Annotated in this window: 19 protein-coding genes; 12 read left to right on the top strand and 7 right to left on the bottom strand. The window is 45.5% G+C overall.

Going from position 1 to position 22,764, the window contains the following annotated elements:
• Positions 1 to 22 precede the first annotated feature (22 nt).
• Both proB and AC1DE7_RS11290 read right to left on the bottom strand, forming a co-directional pair.
• Positions 23 to 1,126 carry a glutamate 5-kinase gene (gene proB / locus AC1DE7_RS11295; RefSeq protein WP_047843533.1) on the bottom strand — a complete coding sequence of 368 codons (1,104 nt, stop codon included), beginning with the start codon at positions 1,124 to 1,126 and terminating at the stop codon, positions 23 to 25.
• A 361-nt stretch (positions 1,127 to 1,487) separates the two neighbouring features.
• Positions 1,488 to 2,696 (bottom strand): pyridoxal phosphate-dependent aminotransferase, encoded by a 1,209-nt coding sequence (locus AC1DE7_RS11290; RefSeq protein ID WP_405157463.1) that lies wholly within the window; start codon positions 2,694 to 2,696, stop codon positions 1,488 to 1,490.
• Positions 2,697 to 2,957: 261 nt separating this feature from the next.
• On the opposite strand from AC1DE7_RS11290, the gene AC1DE7_RS11285 reads away from it, so the two are divergent.
• From AC1DE7_RS11285 to AC1DE7_RS11270, 4 genes are all read left to right on the top strand, one after another.
• Positions 2,958 to 3,953 (top strand): ABC transporter substrate-binding protein, encoded by a 996-nt coding sequence (locus AC1DE7_RS11285; RefSeq protein ID WP_405157462.1) that lies wholly within the window; start codon positions 2,958 to 2,960, stop codon positions 3,951 to 3,953.
• A gap of 202 nt (positions 3,954 to 4,155) precedes the next feature.
• Positions 4,156 to 5,778: an ABC transporter substrate-binding protein gene (locus AC1DE7_RS11280; RefSeq protein ID WP_405157461.1), complete on the top strand. Its 1,623-nt coding sequence runs from the start codon at positions 4,156 to 4,158 to the stop codon at positions 5,776 to 5,778.
• Positions 5,779 to 5,851: 73 nt separating this feature from the next.
• Positions 5,852 to 6,673, top strand: coding sequence for a carbon-nitrogen family hydrolase (locus AC1DE7_RS11275; RefSeq protein WP_340984798.1), 822 nt, complete (start codon positions 5,852 to 5,854; stop codon positions 6,671 to 6,673).
• 91 nt (positions 6,674 to 6,764) lie between these two features.
• The gene (locus AC1DE7_RS11270) at positions 6,765 to 6,950 is read left to right on the top strand and encodes a hypothetical protein (RefSeq protein WP_340984799.1); all 186 of its coding nucleotides are present in this window, start codon (positions 6,765 to 6,767) and stop codon (positions 6,948 to 6,950) included.
• A 235-nt stretch (positions 6,951 to 7,185) separates the two neighbouring features.
• On the opposite strand, the gene AC1DE7_RS11265 is transcribed toward AC1DE7_RS11270, so the two are convergent.
• On the bottom strand, positions 7,186 to 8,106 hold the full coding sequence (locus tag AC1DE7_RS11265; RefSeq protein WP_076318119.1) for a LysR family transcriptional regulator: 921 nt from the start codon (positions 8,104 to 8,106) through the stop codon (positions 7,186 to 7,188).
• A 361-nt stretch (positions 8,107 to 8,467) separates the two neighbouring features.
• Between AC1DE7_RS11265 and AC1DE7_RS11260 the strand changes: the two genes are divergently transcribed.
• The 5 genes from AC1DE7_RS11260 to leuD all read left to right on the top strand — a co-directional run bounded on the left by AC1DE7_RS11260 (position 8,468) and on the right by leuD (position 15,162).
• Positions 8,468 to 10,366: a beta-glucoside-specific PTS transporter subunit IIABC gene (locus AC1DE7_RS11260; RefSeq protein WP_100527258.1), complete on the top strand. Its 1,899-nt coding sequence runs from the start codon at positions 8,468 to 8,470 to the stop codon at positions 10,364 to 10,366.
• A 36-nt stretch (positions 10,367 to 10,402) separates the two neighbouring features.
• A complete protein-coding gene (gene licT / locus AC1DE7_RS11255; RefSeq protein ID WP_074095604.1) occupies positions 10,403 to 11,242 on the top strand; it encodes a BglG family transcription antiterminator LicT in 840 nt (279 codons plus the stop codon).
• A 45-nt stretch (positions 11,243 to 11,287) separates the two neighbouring features.
• Entirely contained in the window at positions 11,288 to 12,745 is a 1,458-nt protein-coding gene (locus tag AC1DE7_RS11250; protein WP_477534390.1) for a glycoside hydrolase family 1 protein, read from the top strand.
• Between the two features lie 361 nt (positions 12,746 to 13,106).
• Positions 13,107 to 14,528: a 3-isopropylmalate dehydratase large subunit gene (leuC, locus tag AC1DE7_RS11245; protein ID WP_074095602.1), complete on the top strand. Its 1,422-nt coding sequence runs from the start codon at positions 13,107 to 13,109 to the stop codon at positions 14,526 to 14,528.
• Positions 14,529 to 14,559: 31 nt separating this feature from the next.
• Entirely contained in the window at positions 14,560 to 15,162 is a 603-nt protein-coding gene (gene leuD / locus AC1DE7_RS11240; protein ID WP_036607574.1) for a 3-isopropylmalate dehydratase small subunit, read from the top strand.
• Positions 15,163 to 15,359: 197 nt separating this feature from the next.
• Here leuD and AC1DE7_RS11235 read toward each other — a convergent pair whose 3' ends face one another.
• From AC1DE7_RS11235 to AC1DE7_RS11220, 4 genes are read right to left on the bottom strand one after another with little or no spacing between them, the layout of a single operon-like run.
• Positions 15,360 to 16,832 carry a serine hydrolase domain-containing protein gene (locus tag AC1DE7_RS11235; RefSeq protein ID WP_076250031.1) on the bottom strand — a complete coding sequence of 491 codons (1,473 nt, stop codon included), beginning with the start codon at positions 16,830 to 16,832 and terminating at the stop codon, positions 15,360 to 15,362.
• A gap of 51 nt (positions 16,833 to 16,883) precedes the next feature.
• The gene (locus AC1DE7_RS11230; protein WP_477534389.1) at positions 16,884 to 17,420 is read right to left on the bottom strand and encodes a sensor histidine kinase; all 537 of its coding nucleotides are present in this window, start codon (positions 17,418 to 17,420) and stop codon (positions 16,884 to 16,886) included.
• Between the two features lie 21 nt (positions 17,421 to 17,441).
• Positions 17,442 to 17,981 carry a HAMP domain-containing protein gene (locus AC1DE7_RS11225; RefSeq protein WP_477534388.1) on the bottom strand — a complete coding sequence of 180 codons (540 nt, stop codon included), beginning with the start codon at positions 17,979 to 17,981 and terminating at the stop codon, positions 17,442 to 17,444.
• Complete coding sequence (locus tag AC1DE7_RS11220; protein ID WP_036607568.1) at positions 17,966 to 18,640, bottom strand: response regulator transcription factor; 675 nt, start codon at positions 18,638 to 18,640, stop codon at positions 17,966 to 17,968. Before AC1DE7_RS11220 ends, AC1DE7_RS11225 begins: the two co-directional genes overlap by 16 nt.
• 276 nt (positions 18,641 to 18,916) lie before the next feature.
• Between AC1DE7_RS11220 and AC1DE7_RS11215 the strand changes: the two genes are divergently transcribed.
• From AC1DE7_RS11215 to AC1DE7_RS11205, 3 genes are all read left to right on the top strand, one after another.
• Positions 18,917 to 20,323, top strand: a complete 1,407-nt coding sequence (locus tag AC1DE7_RS11215) for an N-acetylmuramoyl-L-alanine amidase (protein ID WP_477534387.1) — start codon at positions 18,917 to 18,919, stop codon at positions 20,321 to 20,323.
• A 258-nt stretch (positions 20,324 to 20,581) separates the two neighbouring features.
• Positions 20,582 to 21,991, top strand: a complete 1,410-nt coding sequence (locus AC1DE7_RS11210; RefSeq protein WP_076250034.1) for an N-acetylmuramoyl-L-alanine amidase family protein — start codon at positions 20,582 to 20,584, stop codon at positions 21,989 to 21,991.
• A 35-nt stretch (positions 21,992 to 22,026) separates the two neighbouring features.
• Positions 22,027 to 22,704 (top strand): GerMN domain-containing protein, encoded by a 678-nt coding sequence (locus AC1DE7_RS11205; RefSeq protein WP_076250035.1) that lies wholly within the window; start codon positions 22,027 to 22,029, stop codon positions 22,702 to 22,704.
• Positions 22,705 to 22,764: the final 60 nt, after the last annotated feature.

Here is a 22,764-nt window from a genome sequence, read left to right as displayed (position 1 = left end):
CAACCACTATATAGCTTCATGTTTATTTTAACGTAATCCATTCGTCTCTATGAATAACTTCAAGTCTGTGGATGCTAGCGAGTTGTTTCATCACTTCACCACTGGGAAGTCCGGCAATGAGTCGAAGCTGGTCATCATCATAATTGACAATACCGCGACCGAGCAAGGTTTCATCCATACCAATGACCTCTACGACGTCTCCTGCATGGAAAGTTCCCAGTACCCGCTTGACCCCTACAGGTAGAAGACTGTGCCCCCCATGGACAAGGGCTTCTTCAGCACCATCATCCACAACGACTGTTCCCAGCGGAGTAGACATGAAGCCAAGCCACTGCTTTTTACGGGATAGCGAAGCGAGTCGTGTCTCAAAGTAAGTTCCTTTGCCCGTGCCATCAACTGCCTTCTGCATATCTCCGGGTTCTTTAACACTTCCCACAAATACGGGTACGCCTCCACGTGTAGCTACCTTAGCTGCATCTACTTTGGATCGCATTCCACCTGTACCAACCGATGATCCTGAACCACCGGCAAAAGCATAGATCTCAGCCGTGATTTCGGGGATACGGTCGTAACGCACGGCAGAAGGATCTTTACGCGGATCTGCGGTGTACAGGCCGTTGGTATCGGTAAGAATGATCAGATGCTGTGCCTTCACCAGGTTTGCAACCAATGCGGACAACAGATCGTTATCACCAAACTTCAATTCGTCCACCGACACCGTATCATTCTCATTAAAAATCGGAATCACTCGCTGTTTGAGCAGTTCCTCTACAGTCATGCCTGCATTACCCATGCGTTTACGACTGTGAAAGTCTGTACGAGTTAACAGAATTTGCGCCGTAGTAACGCGGTGCGCTGCAAAAGCCTGTTGATATGCCTGCATCAGTAATGCCTGCCCAACGGCCGCTGCGGCTTGTTTCTCATGTAGCAGTTTGGGGCGCTGAGGGTAGCCGATCTCCCGGAATCCAGCCGCTACCGCTCCTGAGGTGACCAGAAGTACTTCATGGCCCTGATCAGCCAATGCTGCAATTTCTCCGGCAAAAAAAGTAATCGAACTGCGATCCAGACCGCCTTCTTCCGTTGTAAGCGAGCTGCTTCCAATTTTAACTACAATACGTGAAGTCATGGTTTCACTTCCTTAAACATGATTAATAAGTGCTTCTGGAGCAGGCTTTAGCGGGTACAAAAAAAACTCCCGCCCTTTAGTTAAAAAGGACGAAAGTTCGTTACTTCCGCGGTACCACCTTTATTGATGATTAGATCATCCGGCTTCATGCCCTGTAACAGAAGGCACTGTCCTGCACGTAACAGGCCGCTCAGGGGTAGGTTTCAGAGAAGAGCCGCGGTAAATTCTTTCAGCAGGGTGGAATTTACTCTCTGGGCGCGACTGATATTCTCTTACTGGTCCCGTCATCACGTTTCGTTCAATATTTCTTATAACATACCATGGAAACTTGGCATATGCAAAGGGGTTATGGTCCTGTAAATTACTTGAATAAATTCAGCTTGCCAATCCGCTGGGCAGCTTCGCGTAATCGGTTTTCATCACTTAACAGTCCCGCGCGCACATAGCCTTCACCATGCGAACCAAAACCAATACCTGGGGCTACGGCTACCTTGGCTTCTCGCAGTAACAAGTCTGCAAATGAAGCGGAGGTATAACCGGCAGGTACAGGTAACCAGCTGAAGAATGAACCCGCTGGTTTCGAAGCTTGCCAGCCAATTGAGGAAAGAGCGTCATAAAATGCATTGCGACGCGATTCGTAGCGTGAAACCAGTGAGGCAACACATTCCTGTGAGCCAGTAAGTGCTTCCGTTGCCGCAGCCTGAATTCCACCGAAGAGACTGACATAGATATGATCCTGAAGCAGATTGATCTTAGAGACAATCTCTGCATTGCCGAGTGCGAATCCAACACGCCATCCAGCCATATTGTACGTTTTGGATAACGTATAGAACTCAATGCCCACTTCTTTGGCACCAGGGGCTTGTAGGAAACTTACGGGACGATGTCCGTCAAATCCAATCGCACCGTAAGCAAAATCACTGGCTACTACGATTTGATTTTGAATGGCAAATTCAACCGTATCTTCGTAGAACGAAAGGGGTGCCGTTGCTGACGTTGGGTTGTTGGGATAGTTCAGGAACATCAGCTTGGCCTTCTCCCGATCTTCGGCTGTAACAGCTTCGTAATCCGGCAGGAATGCGTTGGACTCCAGCAAAGGCATAAATGACATGTTTGCTTTGGCGAGTGCAACACCAGACCAGTAATCCGGGTAGCCGGGATCTGGAACGAGAACGGTGTCCCCGGGGTTAAGCAGGACCTGAGGTAACTGAACCAATCCGGTTTTTCCTCCGAACAGAATGGCTACTTCAGTCTCGGGGTTCAGATCAACGTTGTAATCTTCCTTATAACGTTTGGCGACGGCTTCCTTCAGGAAAGAGTACCCTCTAAAAGGGGAGTATTTGTGGTAGAGGGGATTCTCAGCCGACTCTTGCAGTGTTTTCACAATATGAGGTGGTGTAGGTGTATCCGGGTTCCCCTGACCCAGATTGATCACGTCATGTCCACTTGCGATTTCACGATTTACATTTTGAACAAGGGTAGCAAAAAATTGCGTTGGAAGCTGTGTCATCACATCAGAAGTCGGTATCTTAAAAGCTGAACGAGCAGTTATATGGTCTGATTGGGTCATTATATTCATCACTCCGGTTTATTAAAAATGGCAAATAGTTCTCATTAATTTATCACGCCAATCCCGAGCTGTATAGAGGGAAATGCACTTGAATATACAGTACATAGGAGCAAAGAGCGGAGTATTGTACAAAACTGAAAGTGCCCATTTAGTTTTGTCCATTGAGCTGAGAGAAGCCATGTTTTATGATAATATCCGATAATGATAATCAATATCATTAATTTCTAGCACAACGCACATGATATAGGGGGAGAAATAGAAATGAAAAAGGGCATACGAAATACGGGAGTATTATTAACGATCACATGGTTATCCATCCTGCTACTGGCTTGTGGAAATCAGGCTGCAACACCTGCTACTGGCGCAGATGATTCCAAAGCAGCCACAGAAACCACAGAGACCCAAACTGCAACGGAAGAGACGAATGAGGGCGAGACCCGGATATTCAAAGACTGGACTGGCCACGAAGTTGAGATTCCTGTAAATCCGAAGCGAGTTATCTATCATGGAGAAGTTACAGGGGATCTGCTCGCGCTTGGTGTTGTTCCTGTCGGCATACTTCGTCAAGAGGGAACCGTATTTGATGATCAGGTTGCTCAGGCAGAAGATGTAGGATTTCCGATCAGTGTGGAAAAGGCGTTAGACCTGAATCCCGATCTGATTATTTTTTCCAACAGTGACGAGGCTCAATATGATCAGATCGCAAAGGTCGCACCCACGGTTACATTTGATTCATTTGGTTTAATAGAAGATCGCATGCGTATCCTTGGCGATTTGTTGAATAAGAAGCAAGAAGCGGAGGACTGGATTACGGCTCATCAAAAAGCGACGGAAGAGATGTGGACGCAACTTCATGAGAACGGAGTAAAAGAAGGGGAGACCGCTTCGGTATTCACCATGTATCCCGGGAATCGTCTGTTTGTCATGGCGGGTGCAGGATTGCCACAGTTGTTATACGGAAAAGACGGGCTGAAGCCAACCGCGGAAATCCAGAAAGTATTGGATGAAGACATGGGATTTGTAGAGATTTCGACTGAAAAATTATCTGAATTTGCCGGTGATCGGATATTTATTTTGGATCCCGTGACCGACGATGCGAAACAATCCACCAAGGAATTGCTGGATAGTACAATCTGGAAGAACCTGCCTGCGGTGAAAGAAGGGAAAGTATATCGTTTTAATATCGTAAAAGCTTCTAGTGATGCTCTTTCCAGGGAGTGGCTGTTACAAGAGCTGCCAAAACAGATGGTTCAATAATGGTGACGAGCTAGTGAGGCAGCAGTAACACCTTTGAGTAATGCAGTTATAAAAAAGTGAAAGGGGCCTTCAACATTTCGTTGAACGCTCTTTTTTTGCTGACTAAACTCATATCTGGATTATTAACAATCTCTCGCTTATAATCAGACCATACAGAATGATTGATAATTATTCTCATTTTAGAAAAACGAGGTGAACCGACATGCAGGCTTTGGATGCCGATGGGGGAGCGTTGTTCTTTTCAGCATTCATGTTTCGGCTGGATCATCTGGTACGTCGAATTGAACCACCTGAACAGGTGATGCTGGAAGTTGCTTGCGAGAAACATGCCTTCCTGATCTGCGAAGAAGGGGATGGGCGTTTATATATAGGGCATGAACAGTTTCCGTTTACTACGGGATGTGTTTATCCGCTTTCTCCGGGAGAGGGGTACCAGATTGAACATCGTAATAACTCGGAATTGAAATATATCATAATGGCTTTTGATGTTATTCATGTGTTGACGGGTGATCCCGAGCTCTTTACCCGCCCTGTATTTGAGCACAGAAACCAATTGAATGGTTATCCCTATGCTCCGTTAAGTGGGTTGCTGGAGCAGATGTATGTCATTCGGAATTATAAAACAGATGCTGAATACAGCCATCTGAATGCACAGTTCCAAAAATGGATGGAGATGATCATTACCCGGTACACTTCTCCAAAGACGGAACAGAGTATGGAAGCAAGACTACACAGCACGATTCAGTATGTGGACGACCATTATGCTGAAGAAATCACTGTACAGAAACTGGCACGACTTGCGGAGATCAGACCTGTACAATATACGACCCTTTTCAGACAACTCACGGGTCACAAGCCGCTCGATTATGTGAATCATGTACGCATCAAACATGCCAAGGACTGGCTTCGCAAATCAGATGAACCACTTCGGGATATAGCGAGTCGTGTGGGGTTTAAGGATGAGTATTATTTCAGCAGGCGTTTTCGCCAAATGACGGGATTATCTCCTCGTCAATATGACAGATCGATTCAGCAGCAGAAATTGGTACAGGATTGGTTGGGTCATGATGTGAATATTCCAGTAAATCCGGACCGAATTATGTATTACGGAGATTCCGCTGGGGATCTGCTGATGCTGGGTATTCAGTTGCTGGAAGATCGGACATATGACGCGGTCGCTCCGGTTAATGTGGAAGCCGCTGTTATCATGAAGCCGGATTTGATTATTTTTGATAGCAGTAATGAACAACAGTATGAACAACTTTACCGGATTGCACCGACGCTTGCTTACAATTCACATGCCACGTTGGAAGAACGAATGCGCAGATTGGGCAGCTGGTTTGGCAGACAACCGCAGGTTGAACAATGGCTAACCTCCTATGCGGAGCGTACCGAGCAGATGTGGGCGAAGATCCATACTGTGATTGAAGAGGGGGAAACGGCATCCGTATTTACATACCATCGGGGTGCACGATTATTTGTTATGGGCAATATCGGTCTGGCGCCTATGTTATATCATCCAATGGGATTCAGGCCAGTTACCAAAGTGAAGGAAGCACTTGTGGCAGGCAGAGCCTATAAGGAAATCTCGGCTGAAGCGGTACGTCAGTACGCGGGAGATCATGTGTTTGTTATGCTGCCTGAGGAAGTTGTGGCAAGACAGGCTACAGAGATGCTGCTGAAAAGTCCCAGTTGGCAGGCCCTTCCGGCTGTGCAAAATGGACGGGTATATCCTGTGGAGGAGTCAACATGGAATGTGGGTGATGCGCTCACGAGTGATCGATTGTTGACCCTGCTCCCTGAGTTGTTGTGTGCAAGTTCATAACAAAAACAGGCTTGCAGTCCTCAGGAGGATCAAGCTATGATAGCAGGTATTACGGTTCAGAGGAGTGCTTGTCATGACAGAAAAACAACAGGGAGAAATGCGTGTAGCCCTGATTCAGGGCGATATTCAGCTCGGAGACCCTGAGGCCAATCATAAACATATGCAGATGTTGCTTAAGCGTGCGGTAGAACAATATCCGGATCTGGGGCTGGCTGTGTTACCTGAGATGTGGAATACCGGATACGCTTTGACTCAAATTCATGAACTCGCTGACCCGGAAGGCCAGAAATCTCGGGAATGGCTGTCTGCTTTTGCTCAAAAACATCAAATTTCCATCGTTGGCGGTTCAATTGCCGAGAAACGGGATGGTCAAATATACAATACAATGTACGCTTATGATCGTGAAGGAAAACAGGTAACACGATACGATAAATTACATTTGTTCCGTCTGATGGACGAGGAGAAATATTTACAGCCTGGTGCGGAACCTGAAATTTTTGAATTGCAGAACGGTCTTACAGCGGGTGCTTCGATCTGTTATGACATCCGGTTCCCGGAGCTTGCCCGCACCCTTGCTTTAAATGGTGCCAAGGCATTGATTGTTCCGGCTGAATGGCCGAAACCTCGTCTGCACCACTGGCGTACGTTGCTTACCGCACGAGCGATTGAGAATCAGATGTATGTGATCGCATGTAACCGTGTAGGTAAAGGGGGAGAGACCGAATTTTTCGGACATTCCCTCATCATTGATCCTTGGGGTGAGATTGTGGCTGAAGGTGGCGAAGGGGAAGAGATCGTGACCGGAATTATTCGTCCATCTCTGGTAGATGAGGTTCGCGGACGTATTCCCGTATTTGAAGACCGTCGACCTGGCGTTTATTTTGGCAAAAAATAAAAACTGAAATAAAATTCTTCAGAAAAAGTGTTTATTCTTCCAGGACGCGGGTAATGATAACTATCCCGTCACCAAGGAGGATGATCAATCAATGGACAACCATGTGAAAGATACGCTCAGGAGACTGGAACAGGATAACACAAGGGAAGATCACTTAAGGGCATTCTTAGAGAATGGAGCAGGAGGGCTATCACCCCCTGATTCAACTGTTCAGGACGAAGGCCGTGTATTGAATCAGCAAAACAGGCTGACAAGCGATCGTAATTTGCGTAAATAAACCGCCAGACATGAAGTTTTCTTATGTACGTTTTCTACGTTAACATTATAAATTAGCATTGTAGCTAAACAACTTAACAAGCAACATTGTACTGTAACCAGTTACTGTGATTGCAATGTAAGAACTCTATCCTGCGGATGCGGGAAACGAGTATATGACAAAGGCTTGGCCCATAAGGGTCAAGCCTTTGTTTTGTTTCAGTATGAAATGTACCCATACCCATAGGAGAAATTTTTTAGTCTCCCTTTGACAGTTCGGTCACGGTTTGTTGAAACGTATGGATGAATGCTTCGGCTGCCTTCGACAGCACTCTGCCTTGACGATAAGCCACAACAAGTGTTCTGCTAGGAGTAGGCTCAGCAAGTGGCACATACACAGGCACGAACTCACTGCGCGGCGCACGGGCGATAAAGCGTGGAACCAGTGTAATGCCCATACCAGTGGCGACCAGCGACTGAACGGTTTCAATATTTGTGCTCTCAAACACAACTTGGGGATCAAAACCAGCCTGCTCACAGAGATCAAATGTAAGTTTGCGGAAGCCCTGCCCTTTTTTCAACACAACAAACGGTTCATCCCGAAGCTCTTCAATTCGCACAGGAAGCGGATGTTCCGGATCTGCCCTGCGTGCCAAAGGGTGATTTGGGGGAACTGCCAGATCAATCTTTTCCTCTCCAATGGCAACGTAAGCGAGACTTGGCTCTTGTAAAGGAAGAGATAACAGACTAAGATCTGCTTTGCCGCTTGCTGTCAATTTCTCAAGCGTAAGCCCGGAGTCTTCCAATAAGGTAACCTCAATCTCGGGATAAGCTTGTTGGAACGCAGGAAGCACATGTGGGAGCAAGTGTGAGCCCGTGATCGGCATGCTGCCTACAACGACTTTACCTTTGCGAAGCTGGGAGATATCGGACATTTCCTGACGCAATAGCTCCACAGCATCTACGATCTTCTGGGCTTGCTCGACAAACGTAACACCCGCATGGGTTAACTCCACGGTACTTGTATTACGCTGAAACAGCAGCACACCCAATTCTTTTTCCAATTTGGATAATTGCTGGCTTAATGAAGGTTGAGCAATATGCAGCTTCTCTGCTGCCCGGGAGAAATTGCGTTCGGCCGCAATTTGCAGCGTATATTGAAGTTGTCTGAATTCCATCGTCATCGGTCATTCCTTTCGTTATGCCACCATTATATCATTACAGATGAAGAAATCATTAATTTCGCTTAACCGCTTGCACTCCATCAGAAGAGTTGCTATACTAAATTTGAAAACGCTTAATAAGAACCACTTACCCGGGTAAAACAAAATCAACGTTTTCATGTGTACCAGTTTCAAGTGTTAGCACAGAACCATTTCAAATGTTCATATTCTTTTTCGTTCATATAATTGAATAACATTCATCCAACGATGGCGTGTTACTGTTCGGCAGGCAAGACCTAGATTGGGTGGGAAGAGTTTCTCTTTTCCTACCCTTTTTAGGTCTTTTTTTGTTCCCATCAAGAAACGGAGGTGCACCATGAATTACAAACAATTAGCCCAATCGATTATGGAGCTGGTCGGTGGCAATGATAATATCAACACGTTAATTCATTGCTCTACCAGGCTCAGACTTACCCTGAAGAATCCGGATATGGCGAAGACCCAAGAAATTAAGAGCCTTGATGGTGTTATTGGCGCAGTGAATAGCGGCGGACAATATCAGGTTATTATCGGTAATGACGTCGCGTACGTCTACAATGAACTTGCCAAGATGATGGATACTCGGCAATCAAACGAAATTCAGGAGAAACAAAAAGCGGATTATAGCCCCAAAGGACTGTTTAATACTTTTGCCAGTGTCATTGCAGGCATTTTCCAACCTATTATCCCAGCCATTGCTGCCTCGGGCATGCTTAAGGCACTTTTGCTACTGGCGACCGTGACCGGCCTGATGTCTAAAGAGAGCCAGACATATACCGTTTTGAGTGTCATGTCTGATGCTGCCTTTTACTTTCTTCCGATTCTACTGGCCTATTCCAGTGCAAATAGATTTAAAACGAACCCCTTTGTTGCCGTTCTGTTTGGTGGAATCATGTTACACCCGAATATGATTGGTCTACTTGGCGGTGAAGATCCGGTGTCCTTTATTGGCATACCTGTTGCATCCGTTCAATATGCGACATCCGTGGTACCGATTATTTTAACGGTCTGGTTCATGTCTTACATTGAAAAGTTCGCGGACAAGATCTCACCAGGACCAGTCAAAATTTTCCTTAAACCTTTGATTGTTATTCTCATTGTTGCTCCAGTTGCCCTGATTGTACTTGGACCTCTGGGGATGTATCTCGGAACGGGAATGTCCAACCTGATCTATTGGATTCAGGATAAGATTGGATGGTTGACCGTTGTCATTATGGCTATACTGATGCCTCTGATTGTCATGTTCGGTATGCATAAAGTATTTTATCCCATTATTTTCGCAGCCTTGGCTTCACCTGGATATGAAACACTGGTGCTGGTCGCGATGCTGGCATCCAATATGGCGCAGGGAGCAGGCGCACTGGCGGTGTCATTCAAAACCAAAGACATCAAGCTGAAACAAGTCGCTTTGTCTGCAGGAATTTCAGGTGTATTCGGTATCACGGAACCTGCTCTCTACGGTGTACATTTAAGGCTCAAGAAAACGCTGTTTGCCTGCATGATCGGCGCCGGAGTCGCTGGGTTGTTCGCAGGTATTGTGAATCTCAAGGCATATGCTGCCGTGGGTCCGGGGATTGCATCTATGCCTATGTTTATCAGTGAAGATCATATGAATATTATCTATGCGATCATTACCATGCTGATCTCTGCCATTGTCGCGTTTGTCGCTGTATATGTCATTGGATTTCAGGATGTTGTTCCAACAGCAGTGTCGATAGCAGGCAGTCCTACAAACAAAGCGAGAGGCGAATCTGAAATCCAGCCATCCAAAGGGATCAAATCGAAAAAGATCGTTTTTGCTCCATTGGAAGGTAAAGTTCTGCCATTAAGAGAGGTGAAGGACGAGGCCTTCTCGCAAGAAGCCATGGGACAAGGTATGGCCATTCAGCCAAGTGTTGGCAAGGTGTTTGCCCCGTTTGATGGTACCGTTGAGACGGTGTTCCGCACTAAACATTCCATCGGTCTGAGATCGGTAGAAGGTGTAGAAATTCTGATTCATGTCGGATTGGATACGGTGAAACTGAAAGGCCAGCATTTTGATGTAAAAGTGAATGAAGGAGAACAGATCTCTCATGGTCAACTCCTGATTGAATTTGATCTTGAAGCTATACAAGCCGCAGGTTATGACACGACGACCCCTGTAATTGTGACCAATTCATCAGATTATCTGGAGATACTGGGCAATGAAACTGCGGCGACAACAGGACCGGGGAAACCATTAATTACGGTGTTATAACTCGCTGAAATATGAATGAAAGGCAGGCAGCCTGATATGGAAGTCATAAAAATACTGAATTCGAGCATTGTTCTTGCCAGACGTGTTGAGGATGACAAGGAAATTATTGTGATGGGAAAGGGCATCGGCTACAGGAGCAAACCGGGAGATGTCGTGGGCGAGGATGAGATCGAGAAGATCTATGTCCTTGAAAATGAAACGATCTCTTCGGATCTCACCGCCCTGATGAAGGAAACGCCAAAAGAATATCTGATTCTGGCTGACGAAATCATCTCTCACGCCAAACATACATTGTCCCGCCATCTGAGTGATCATCTCTATGTCGCCTTAACAGATCACCTGTATATGGCCATGAAGCGATTCAAGGACAATATGACGATCCAGAACCGAATGTTGTGGGAAGTGAAAAAGTTCTATCCGCAGGAGTTCAGTATCGGGTTGCATGGTCTGTCTCTCATTCAAAAACAGCTTGGACTCTCCCTGCCTGAAGAGGAAGCGGCGAATATTGCCTTTCATCTCGTTAATGCGCAGCAGAATGATGACAATATGAATCAGGTCATGATGATGACCAATACCGTCAAGGATGTACTCAATATTATCAAAATTCACTATCACGTGGAGCTGGATACACACAGCATCAACTATTCACGCTTTTTGACCCATTTGCAGTTTTTCATTCAACGGCTTTTTGAACATAAAACGTTAAACACGCAGGATCATGAGCTCTTTGAGCAGATCGCGAATAAATATCCGCAGGAGGAAGCCTGCGTACTGCTAATCAAGGATTATATTGAAGCTCGGTTTGAACATACGATCTCCAATGAAGAGATGATGTATTTGATTATTCATATCAATCGGGTCATGAGTCGCAATTGAGCAAGAATCAAAGAGTTACAGAGATAATCCAAGGAGGAATACACAATGACCAATACAACAAGAACGTTTCCAGAAGATTTTCTATGGGGAGGAGCGATTGCTGCCAATCAGGCAGAAGGAGCGTGGAATGTGGATGGCAAAGGTCTGTCTACAGCCGACATTGCTATCTATCGAAAAGGTGTAGCCAAGAGTGAGTATAAAAAGCATAATGCGATCAATGAAGAACAGATCAAAACTGCGATGGAGTCTACCTCGGACAGAGAATATCCGAAACGCAGAGGCATTGATTTTTACCACCGCTATGAGGAGGATCTGGCCCTGTTTGGGGAGATGGGTCTCAAAACGTTGCGCTTATCTATTGCTTGGACCCGAATTTTCCCGAATGGCAACGAAACAGAGCCGAATGAAGCCGGTTTGCAGTTCTATGACCGCGTAATTGATGGCATGCTGAAACAAGGGATTGAACCATTAATTACGTTGTCGCATTATGAGATGCCGTTGTATCTGGTGAATCACCATGGTGGATGGACGGATCGGAAAGTTGTCGAGTATTTTGTTCACTTTTGTAAAACCGTGTTCACCCGTTATAAGGACAAAGTGAAGTATTGGATTACATTTAATGAAATTGACAGCATTGTTCGTCATCCGTTTACGAGTGGTGGTATTGTGCCGGAGCGTTTCGAAAATGTGGAGCAGGCTGTATATCAGGGGTTACACCATCAATTTGTAGCGAGTGCGCTCGCAGTGAAATACTGTCATGAGATCATTCCCGGTTCCCAGATTGGATGTATGCTTACCAAACTGACAACGTACGCTTATACATGTAATCCCGAAGACGTACTTGTTGCTTCCCGGGATAATCAATTCAATCTTATGTTTACGGATGTACAGGTGCGTGGAGCGTATCCGTACTTTACGAAGAGGTTTTTTGCCGAAAAAGGGATTAACCTGGATATGCTTGAGGGGGATGAAGAGATTCTGAAAGTACACACTGTGGACTTTATCTCATTCAGTTATTATATGTCCCTGGTTTCAAGTGTGGATGGCGACCGATTGGAGCAGGTGAGTGGCAATACAACTGGAGGGGTGAAGAACCCGTATCTGCAAACGAATGATTGGGGCTGGCAGATTGACCCGGTAGGTCTGCGCATCTCACTGAATGAACTGTATAGTCGTTACGAGGTGCCTTTGTTTATCGTTGAAAATGGAATTGGGGCGGTAGACACGATTGAAGCGGATGGTAGCATTCAGGATGATTATCGTATTGATTATTTCCGCTCTCACATTGAACAAATGCATGAGGCGATTCTGGACGGTGTTGAACTGCTCGGCTATACCAGTTGGGGAGTAATTGATCTGATTAGTTATTCTTCTTCAGAGATGGAGAAACGATATGGCTTTATTTATGTAGATCAGGATAATGACGGCAATGGAACGCTGGAGAGAAAACGCAAGAAGAGTTTCTATTGGTACAAAGATGTGATTGCGAATAACGGTTTGTAATACAGTAGTCGAACAAGTACTCTCATAGAAGGCGTCTTTTCATTTCATAACAGAAACTAGCAAAGCAGCTCTGGATTCAGGGCTGCTTTTTTATGTTCTAGATAAAAAGCATTGACAGCACAGAGGCGGGAACGTAGTATAAGACTTATCTGATAATGATAATTGTTATCAATTGAAACCTCTGCGATGAGCAGTGGTTTATTTGTCTTTCTCTCGTTATAGGTTAAACCTATTACATCTATAGATATTATATCTTGGAACAATGAAGGACAGGGTGATATATTTATGTCATTCAAGAGCTTCACTTTTTAAAGAAAACAGAGGCTCTTCCAAGGACCGAACTTATAATGAGGTGAAAATGATGAGTAAAAAAACGATGTTTGAGAAAATTTGGGAAAATCACGTAATTCATCAAGAAGAAGGCAAACCAAGCATTCTGTATATCGATCTGCATCTGGTGCACGAAGTAACTTCTCCACAGGCATTTGAAGGTCTTCGTCTCAGTGGACGTAAAGTTCGTCGCCCTGAACTGACATTTGCAACAATGGACCACAACGTTCCAACGAAAGACCGTTTCAACATTACAGATCCTATCTCCAAACAACAAATTGATACACTTTCGCAAAACTGCCGTGATTTCGGCGTGAAATTGTATGATCTGGACACGATTGATCAAGGCGTTGTACACGTTATGGGACCTGAACTGGGTCTGACTCACCCGGGTAAAACGATTGTATGTGGTGACAGTCATACATCCACACACGGTGCGTTTGGCGCACTGGCATTCGGAATCGGAACAAGTGAAGTTGAGCACGTTATGGCAACTCAATGTTTGCAACAAGCAAAAGCCAAAACGATGGAAGTTCGTTTTGTCGGCAAACGTAACCCGGGTGTAACCGCAAAAGACATGATCCTCGCAGTCATCGCCAAATACGGTACAGACTTTGCAACAGGTTATGTTATTGAGTACACAGGCGAATCCATCCGTGAGTTGAGCATGGAAGAGCGTATGACGGTCTGCAACATGTCCATCGAAGGTGGAGCAAGAGCAGGATTGATCGCTCCGGATGAAACAACATTTGAATATCTGCGTGGACGTGAATACGTACCAGCGGATGCCAAATTCGACGAAGCTGTAGCAGGTTGGAAACAGCTTGTAACCGATGAAGGTGCCGAGTTCGACCATATGGTTGAAATCGATGTAGAGACATTGATTCCGCAAGTGACATGGGGAACAAGCCCAGGTATGGGAACCGACATTTCTTCGAAAGTTCCTGTTCCGGCTGAATTGCCTACAGAAAACGAACGCAAAGCGGCTGAAAAAGCGCTTGAATATATGGGACTTGAACCGGGAACACCAATCGCCGAGATTCCAATTGATTATGTATTTATCGGTTCTTGCACCAACGGACGGATCGAAGATCTGCGTGCAGCAGCACAAGTGGCTAAAGGTCACACGGTATCCAGTCAGGTTACAGCAATTGTTGTACCAGGCTCAGGACGTGTTAAAATTCAGGCTGAACAAGAAGGTTTGGATAAAATCTTTACGGAAGCCGGATTTGAATGGCGTGATGCGGGATGCAGTATGTGTCTGGCGATGAACCCGGATGTATTGAAGCCAGGACAACGTTGTGCTTCGACTTCCAACCGTAACTTTGAAGGACGCCAAGGACGCGGAGGACGTACGCATCTGGTATCTCCGGCAATGGCAGCAGCAGCAGCGGTTAAGGGTCACTTTGTGGACGTACGGGACTGGAATTTCAAAACAGAAGCAGCGATCTAATCTATAACAGACAGAAGGGAGAACGTTTAATATGGAAGAATTCAAAACATTACAAGGCATCGTTGCACCGGTAGACCGGGTCAATGTAGATACAGACGCAATCATTCCGAAACAGTTCCTGAAACGGATTGAACGTACCGGATTTGGACAATTTTTGTTCTATGAATGGCGTTTTGATGAAGAGGGCAACAATAATGCTTCCTTCGAAATGAACAAACCTCGTTATGAAGGGGCATCCATCCTGATCTCACGTGCCAATTTTGGCTGTGGATCTTCCCGTGAGCATGCGCCATGGGCGATTTTGGACTATGGATTCCGTTGTGTCATCGCTCCATCTTATGCAGACATCTTCTATAATAACTGCTTTAAGAACGGAATCTTGCCAATCAAGTTGTCAGAAGAGCAAGTAGAAGACTTGTTCCAACGTACAGCGACACATGAAGGCTATGAGATGAATGTAAATCTGGAAAACAAAACGATTACTGATGCATACGGACTGCATATCGATTTTGATCTGGATGAGCACCGTCGTCAATTCCTGTTGCAAGGATTGGATGATATCGGTCTGACACTTCAACATGATGATGAAATCGCTGCTTACGAACAACGCCACGCGGCAAAACTGTTCGGTTAATCGTTAAAGTATTGCATAACAGAAAGCTTCTGCTCGCCAAAGGCACCTTGTTCCCATCGGTGAGACAGAAGCTTTTTGTAATTTCAGAAGTAAATTAGCTTAATAAGTCAGCTATACATAGAACTCCTGATTTTTCTTGGTGGAATATTTCAACAGATACTATAACAGCCGACTAAATAGAGGAACCTAAAAATCGATTACTGAGGTAGCTCCAATGGGGCGTTTTTTGTATTCTGAAAATAGACGTAGATATAACAAGCCAAATGCACGAAATTCACAAGTGACCATACCATAAGCCATATGATTGGAGTTGATAGGGTAGTCCAGATGCCAAACCAAGGTAGCACACGTCCTCCGCCGATAAACGTAACCAAGGGGGACAGAGATAAGAGAATTAGAACCGGGATCAGTCTACCAACCGTGATCATAATCAATTTGCTGATCGTTAGGCGGTTGTTTTTCCGAAGTATGCGAAAATAGACGTAGATGCCCCATGCAAGCGTAGCGATGATCAGTGCAATCATAATCATTTCCATATTCCGACCGTTTACAAAAGAGGTTTGGGGTTCCTGCCCCCTCATAATGTCCGCTATTCCATCAATAAATGAAGAGTAATTCACATAAGCGTTTATACCAGAATTAAACATTACGGCAATGCCCATTTGCTCGTTCAAATAAACCTGTTCTTCGGACTTGTAGGTCCAGAAAATGCCGCTGTGGGAGATCGTTTGGCCGTTAGACGCATCTTGGTTTGCAAGCCAGCCCATGCCGTACGGACCGATCGCTCCTGAGGCATGATATTGTTTCATCAGCACAGGGGAAACGAGGCGGCCATTATATTGGGAAAGCATCCATAGGGACATGTCCTCTGCGGTTGAAACGATGCCGGCGGGACCCTCAATGAACCAAAGCGGTTCGGATTGACTTATAGCGCGTCCCAAGCTCAGGTAATGTCCTAGCGGGATAGTATTATTCTCATAGAATTGCTGCGTTGTATTGACACTGAAGGTATGATTCATTCCTAACGGTTCAAAAATATGTTTTTTCAGATAATCCGAAAAGCGCTCTCCGCTAACACTGTCCACGAGGTTCGCCAGAAGCACGTAATTGGGATTATGATAGCTGTAGGCTGTTCCGGGGAAATGGGCAAGTTGAACCGTGTTTAATAATTGGTTCGCTTCAGCCAGTGATTGGAATTGCGGAGTCTTTGTCATATCGGGATTAATCTTGTCATTGAGACCACTTGTCTGATTCAGTAAATGACGGACCGTGATATCAAGAACGTGGGGGTCCTGTGGAGAAAGCTCTGGAAAATAGGAAGCGTAAGTCGCATCCAAGTCGATCTGACCCTTGTCCACCAGCTGCAGAACGGCTAATGCAGTAAAGGACTTGCTTAGTGAAGCAATGGGAAAAGGGGTGTTGCCCGTAACCTTCTGGCCGTCCGCCAATGTCCCGTAGCCTTTTGCGTAAAAGACCTCATCGTTATTGGCAATCGCCAGTGAAGCAGCCTTAATGTAATTGGCCTTCATGCTCCGATTCATATATTCGTCGATCTCCTGCAGCACTTCTGTCCTGTCTCTGGCTTCATTGGCGGATAAGGGGGACGCCCACCCGGTACATAACAACAAACAGCTAATTGTGATATACATTCTTTTTTTTAGTTTTAGCATGATAACACTCCTTGAATTCAAGATAAGGAGATGTTATCAGATCATTTTCAACTATTTATCAACTTGGGTCCCAATACTTGCCGTGACGCTTCCACCTCCGTTAGGACCGTTTGCAATCTGAAGACTACCTTCATGTTTTTCGCAAAACACCTTGCAAACGTAAAGGCCCAGCCCGCGATGTTCGCTCGCATCCCATACTTCGCCTCGGTAAAAAGGGAGTATAGCCTTACTCAGGGCTTCGTCAGAGAAACCAGTACCGTCCTCTGAGACGGTAATCTTCATAATGCCTCCCTGAACGTCATAATGGACGTTCACTTGACTGGTTGCGTATCTCGCCCCATTAGCCACTATATTCTCGAAAATCTGCATGACGAGATAGGGATCTACATGTACTGAGGCATTATCATATTCCACGGATGAGACGAAACGTATACCGAACTGTTTCGCGATTTGTTCAGCGCTGCCATCCAGCAAAGCCGTCAATGAAATCGTATCCATCGATTGGATGTTCAACGGCACATCCTCCAGCCTCTGAATGGAGTTCATGGCCTCTGCATAACTCTCCAGACGCAAGATGTGAAGGTTCATAGTATGGATCAAGTCCAGCACCTATTCTTCCGACAACTTCTTCTCAGGAAGATAGGTGGAGAGAAGCTCGGCGTTTCCTTTTAACACGGACAGGGGTGTTCTCAGATCATGGGCAAAAATAGCATTGATCTGCTTGCGCTCTTCAACCGAACGCCAAAGTGTCTTAAGGTTTTTTTCCAATTGTGAGCGCATGTTTTCAAATAGCGCGATCAGCTCGCCCATCTCATCCTGGCTGTCATAGGAAATGCGGAAGTCTAGATCGTTGGCCGAAATGTTCTTGGATGCTCGTTTTAATAGCTCCAGCGGACGTTTTAGCTTCCATCTGTAAAATAGAACGGCCATGGTGACAATACCAGTCGCTACGGTGAGCAGAACCGCCGTGACGAGGGAGGGCATCACCCAATCCGTTTCTCCGAAACGCAGCCGCAGGTTCTCCGCCCAAGCAAACTCCATAGTTATAACGGCAAGCACGGCAATGAGTGTGACCACACACAACAGCATAAAAGATTGTAGCAAGGACAATCGCTTTAAAAACAGGAGTCTAGTCATGAACTTGGCCATTTGTACCCTACTCCCCAAACGGTCTCGATTTGATTATCACAGCCGTATTCCTTTAATTTGTAGCGAATCCGCCGTATATGCTCTGCGATGACGTTACTGTCACCTTGCTCGTCCATGCCCCAAATCTTTTCGTATATGCGTTCCTTTCCAAACACCATATCAGGATGCGTGGACAGCAATTCGACAATATCAAACTCTTTTTTGGGCAGTGAAATTCGCTTATCCAGGTAGTAGAGCTCCCTGGCCGTATAATCAATGACCAATTCATTGTTAAACCTTACCGAAGATTTAGTTTGGATTCGTTGTTCCCTGCGTATATGTGCTTCGACCCTGGCGCCCAACTCGCGAATGCTGAAAGGTTTCAGGATATAGTCATCGCCTCCGGCACGAAATCCCGCTATTTTATCAGCATCTTCGATTCGAGCCGTTAAGAATAAGATAGGGCAAGAGACAAAGTCGCGAATTTTTTCACATAATTGAAGGCCGTTCTGTTCAGGCATGTTGATATCTAACAAAACGAGATCGGGTTGTTTTTCCACTTTCCGCAGCGCTTCCCTGCTGTCCTTGGCCGTCATCACGGAATATCCGTTAATTTCAAAATAATCAGTCAGTAGCTTTCGAAGATCTGCTTCATCGTCCACGATCAGTATTTTAGGCATCAAGTCTCAATCTCCTGTATTCAAGTATTTGAACTCAGCATAGCAAAAATGGATGAGGAATGTAATTTCCATATGATTTCGGGTACTGGACGAATGGAGAAAGTAACCTTTTTGCCACTCAGTTTCCGACTAAATATGACAACGTTGTAACCGGATGATCAGACAATATCTGATAAACTGATTAGTAGATTATGGAAGGTTACATATTGTCATTGATGTTACGCTGCAGAGAATCAGGTCGGATGTTCAAAAGACAAAAAGAATGGTGGATGAGTTATGAAAAAATGGTCGGCAGCAGTCGTTTTTCTTCTGTTCCTATGTTTATTCCCAGTCATGGCCCATGCAGACACCACTCCCTCGATTGTACTCGACGGTGTAACCATTAACCAGCAGACGGGTGCACCTGCAGAGAATATTGGGAAAACGGTCATGGTTCCAATTCGAATTGTATCCGAGAACCTGGGTTATAAGGTGAAGTGGGAGAAGGAAACTCAGTCAGTCCAGGTTCAAAAAGGAAACAGCATGATTCAAATGACGGCTGGCAAAGATGCAGCTACAGTGAATGGAAACGTGGTGAACTTGGATTCGCCCCCACTGATCAAACAGGGAACTACGCTTGTTCCGTTACGCTTTGTTGGGGAAGGCATGGGTCTGCGTGTTGGCTGGGACAATGGAACCAAGACAGTAAGCCTATTTAGTATTCCTCCCGTAGTTGAAACGGAAGGTGACAGTGACCCCGTCGAGGCACCTGTCCCGGATGGTTTGACAGAGCTTCAAGGCATCAGCTTCAGCGGAGATCGCTTGATTGTAGCAACAAACGGTAATATTAGCCCCAAAGTATCCAGTATTGGTGGGCCAGACCGAATTATTGTTGATCTGCCTTCAGCGACATTTTCTGAGGAATTCATTCAGGGACAAGCCTCTAACCCGGATGGGAGTGGACAGATTCTCGTTACGGATTCATCCATAGTTTCCAAAGTTCGGTATGCCATGTTCAGTAAATCGCCTTCTACCGTGCGTGTCGTTCTGGATCTGAATCAGACGGCTACAGCCAAATGGTCTGTTGGAGATAACAATGTCTTGCTCGTTGACCTGACAGCCACGAGTGGAGAACCGACAAGCCAACCGGCAGTACCTACCAATGATGGCAAAACGATTGTGGTCATTGATCCGGGACATGGTGGTCGTCAATCGGGTGCAGTGAGTTTGTCAGGAGCTTATGAGAAGGATTTCAATCTGGCTGTAGGACTGAAGGTACAGGCAACCCTTCAAAAATACCCAAATATTCAAACGGTCATTACACGCCAGGATGATACAGAACTTTCGCTCAAACAGCGTGTGGATATTGCTGAATGGAATCAGGCAGATGTTTTTGTATCCATTCATGGAAACAAATTCACTACACCGGTACCAAACGGTATTGAAACGCTCTACAGTCGTAAAGAAAGCAAAACTTTGGCTGACACTCTTCACAAATATGTGTTACCGGTAACAGGACTCAAGGATCGTGGGGTTAAAACGGCTAGTCTGCATGTGACGCGTGAAACAACCATGCCTGCTGTGTTACTTGAACTTGGTTTTTTAAGTAACCCTACAGATGAAGCAGTCATGCTCATGGAAGAATACCAGGACAAATGTGCACAGGCGATTGTGGACGGAATTGTTGAATTTTTGGGACTGTAAATTGAATTGTGCGCAAATATGAAGGTTAGGGTATTACGTTGTTTAGAGATGTATATTTGATAAATAAGGAAAAAAGAAGACATTAAAATGTAAAAAAAGCTTGATCTGACAACGTTTTTTTTCTGTTATGTTGGAATATATTCGCAACTTTTGAGAGCGAGGGGCGTCTAATAGGTGTCTGGTAATGCCCAAGCGGTCAGTCGGAGTTGGAAAATGACAACATGCGGCAAAAAAATATGAGAATGGTAGGGGTGAAGGATGAAGAAGTTCGGTTTTTTGGTACTGTTATTTGTCTTTGGGCTCGTATTCCCGGGCTATAGTCACGCAGCAACAGACACGAAAATTATCCTAGACGGAAAAGAAATCGTACAGCCATCGGATACAAAAGCGGAAATTATCAACAGCAAGGTGATGGTTCCGATCCGGGTTGTGTCCGAAAATCTTGGATATAGCGTGGAGTGGAAGCAGCAAACTCAAACAGTGACTATTAGCAAAGACAACACTGCCATGCAGATGATTGTTGGACAGAAGACGGCAACGGTGAACGGCAGTAACGTAAACTTGGATGCCCCGCCACTCGTGAAAAATGGTACTACGCTCGTACCTCTCCGATTTATTGGTGAGGAAATGGGTCTTAAGGTGGGTTGGAACAATACCACGAAGACGGTAACATTAGTTACCCAGAATTCAGGTTCCGGAAACGGGACAACCACACCTCCGAACTCTGGCAATGAAGGCGGAGGATCGGATCAAGAAGGTCTTGTACTGGTGAACGGCATCAGCTTCAGCGACAACCGCTTCATGATTGCAACAAGCGGAAGTACGAAGCCGAACGTCTTCACGATGACAGGACCAGATCGAATCGTTATAGACTTGCCGAATACCGCATTTGCTGATTCGTTCAGTGAAGGACAGGCTCTAGACAGCAACCAGAATGGACAACTCGTCGTTAGCGGCTATCCGGATGTGTCGAAGATTCGTTACTCGTTATACAGCAACAGTCCATCTACAATTCGTTTTGTAATCGATCTGTCCAGTTCAAAAGGGTACAGTGTGCAAAATGATTCCGGACTGGTTATGATTAACCTCGACAATCAAAGTGGTACACCTGCCCCTCCAGTTGGTAATAATGGCAAAAAAGTTGTCGTTATCGATGCAGGTCACGGAGATCAGGATCCTGGCGCAATCGGTGTAACTGGTAAACGTGAAAAAGACTTCAATCTGGCAATGGCTCTGAAAGTGGAAGCCTTGTTGAAAAAAGAATCCAAAATTGACGTTGTGTTAACGCGCAGCGATGATACATTTTTGGCATTGAAAGAACGTGTGAAGATTGCACAAGACATAAAAGCGGATATTTTCATCTCCATTCATGCTAACAGTGGCCCTACTGCTGCGAACGGTGTAGAGACATTCTATACACGCTCCAACAGCAAAGCACTTGCTACAGTGATGCACAAGTATCTTTTACAGTCTTCCGGACTGAAAGATCGTGGAGTGAAAACGGCAAGTCTCCATGTGACCCGTGAAACGACAATGCCAGCAGTTCTGCTGGAAGGTGGATTCCTTAGCAATAAGAGCGACGAAGCAGCCCTGTTCACTGAGAGTTTCCAGAACAGTGTTGCCAAAGGGATTGTTGCAGGAATCAAGGAGTATCTGGGAATTAAATAAGGGACAAGCCCTTATGTTGAGGAGGCGGAGTTAGAATGAACAAGAAAATATGGATTGCAGCCTTGCTGGTAACGGTTATGGCAGTTGCTGCTGGATGTGGAAGCAAGCCAACAGCTGCTCCGAATCAGACGCAAGGCGCAGGAACTGAAAACAATGTAACCGAGGTTGAAGGCGAAACAATTACTGAACCGGTAACTGCTGAGCCTGAAGAGAATACAACGCCTACAGAATCGACGGAAGGCAGTTCGGAGGAAGAGACTACAACTACTCCGCCAAGCGAAACGTCTACGGAGAAGCCGGCAACTTCCGAAAGTAATGAAAAGAAAACGATCACTGTATTCTATACGGATGAAGAAGAACTGGAGTTGCACAAAGCTTCGGCAGAGATTTCATACGCATCGGATGATGCCAAATATAAAGCTGCCTTTGAATCACTGCAACAGAGCAAAGACGCTAAACTGGTTCCGCTGTGGTCTAAAGAAATTGAATTGAAGTCTGTTCAGTTCAAGGATGGAGCTCTTACGCTGGATATTCATATGCCAGATACGGCACGTCTTGGAGCAGGTGGAGAGTCTTATGCACTGGATGCTCTAAAACAAACGTTCTTCCAGTTTGATGAAGTAAAATCACTTGATTTACTGGTGGATGGTCAGCAGACGGAGAGTCTGATGGGCCATGTGGATCTTGAACATCCAATGACAAGATCCGAATAGGCTGTACAGCATGCTGTTGTACCGGGAATCCACGGAATATGGGTCGTTTTACATGAGAGA

Source organism: Paenibacillus sp. 10L310, from assembly GCF_056395745.1.
This window is presented reverse-complemented; position numbering and strand designations above follow the sequence as displayed.

Excerpts from the sequence above, each read along its gene's own strand:
- AC1DE7_RS11270 (WP_340984799.1), top strand. The coding sequence starts at position 6,765 with ATGGACAACCATGTGAAAGATACGCTCAGGAGACTGGAACAGGATAAC.
- AC1DE7_RS11265 (WP_076318119.1), bottom strand. The coding sequence starts at position 8,106 with ATGGAATTCAGACAACTTCAATATACGCTGCAAATTGCGGCCGAACGC.
- AC1DE7_RS11210 (WP_076250034.1), top strand. The coding sequence starts at position 20,582 with ATGAAGAAGTTCGGTTTTTTGGTACTGTTATTTGTCTTTGGGCTCGTA.
- AC1DE7_RS11235 (WP_076250031.1), bottom strand. The coding sequence starts at position 16,832 with ATGCTAAAACTAAAAAAAAGAATGTATATCACAATTAGCTGTTTGTTG.
- AC1DE7_RS11260 (WP_100527258.1), top strand. The coding sequence starts at position 8,468 with ATGAATTACAAACAATTAGCCCAATCGATTATGGAGCTGGTCGGTGGC.
- AC1DE7_RS11250 (WP_477534390.1), top strand. The coding sequence starts at position 11,288 with ATGACCAATACAACAAGAACGTTTCCAGAAGATTTTCTATGGGGAGGA.
- AC1DE7_RS11285 (WP_405157462.1), top strand. The coding sequence starts at position 2,958 with ATGAAAAAGGGCATACGAAATACGGGAGTATTATTAACGATCACATGG.
- AC1DE7_RS11205 (WP_076250035.1), top strand. The coding sequence starts at position 22,027 with ATGAACAAGAAAATATGGATTGCAGCCTTGCTGGTAACGGTTATGGCA.
- AC1DE7_RS11220 (WP_036607568.1), bottom strand. The coding sequence starts at position 18,640 with ATGCCTAAAATACTGATCGTGGACGATGAAGCAGATCTTCGAAAGCTA.
- AC1DE7_RS11290 (WP_405157463.1), bottom strand. The coding sequence starts at position 2,696 with ATGACCCAATCAGACCATATAACTGCTCGTTCAGCTTTTAAGATACCG.
- AC1DE7_RS11275 (WP_340984798.1), top strand. The coding sequence starts at position 5,852 with ATGACAGAAAAACAACAGGGAGAAATGCGTGTAGCCCTGATTCAGGGC.
- AC1DE7_RS11280 (WP_405157461.1), top strand. The coding sequence starts at position 4,156 with ATGCAGGCTTTGGATGCCGATGGGGGAGCGTTGTTCTTTTCAGCATTC.
- AC1DE7_RS11230 (WP_477534389.1), bottom strand. The coding sequence starts at position 17,420 with ATGAACCTTCACATCTTGCGTCTGGAGAGTTATGCAGAGGCCATGAAC.
- AC1DE7_RS11225 (WP_477534388.1), bottom strand. The coding sequence starts at position 17,981 with ATGGCCAAGTTCATGACTAGACTCCTGTTTTTAAAGCGATTGTCCTTG.
- leuD (WP_036607574.1), top strand. The coding sequence starts at position 14,560 with ATGGAAGAATTCAAAACATTACAAGGCATCGTTGCACCGGTAGACCGG.
- licT (WP_074095604.1), top strand. The coding sequence starts at position 10,403 with ATGGAAGTCATAAAAATACTGAATTCGAGCATTGTTCTTGCCAGACGT.
- proB (WP_047843533.1), bottom strand. The coding sequence starts at position 1,126 with ATGACTTCACGTATTGTAGTTAAAATTGGAAGCAGCTCGCTTACAACG.
- leuC (WP_074095602.1), top strand. The coding sequence starts at position 13,107 with ATGAGTAAAAAAACGATGTTTGAGAAAATTTGGGAAAATCACGTAATT.
- AC1DE7_RS11215 (WP_477534387.1), top strand. The coding sequence starts at position 18,917 with ATGAAAAAATGGTCGGCAGCAGTCGTTTTTCTTCTGTTCCTATGTTTA.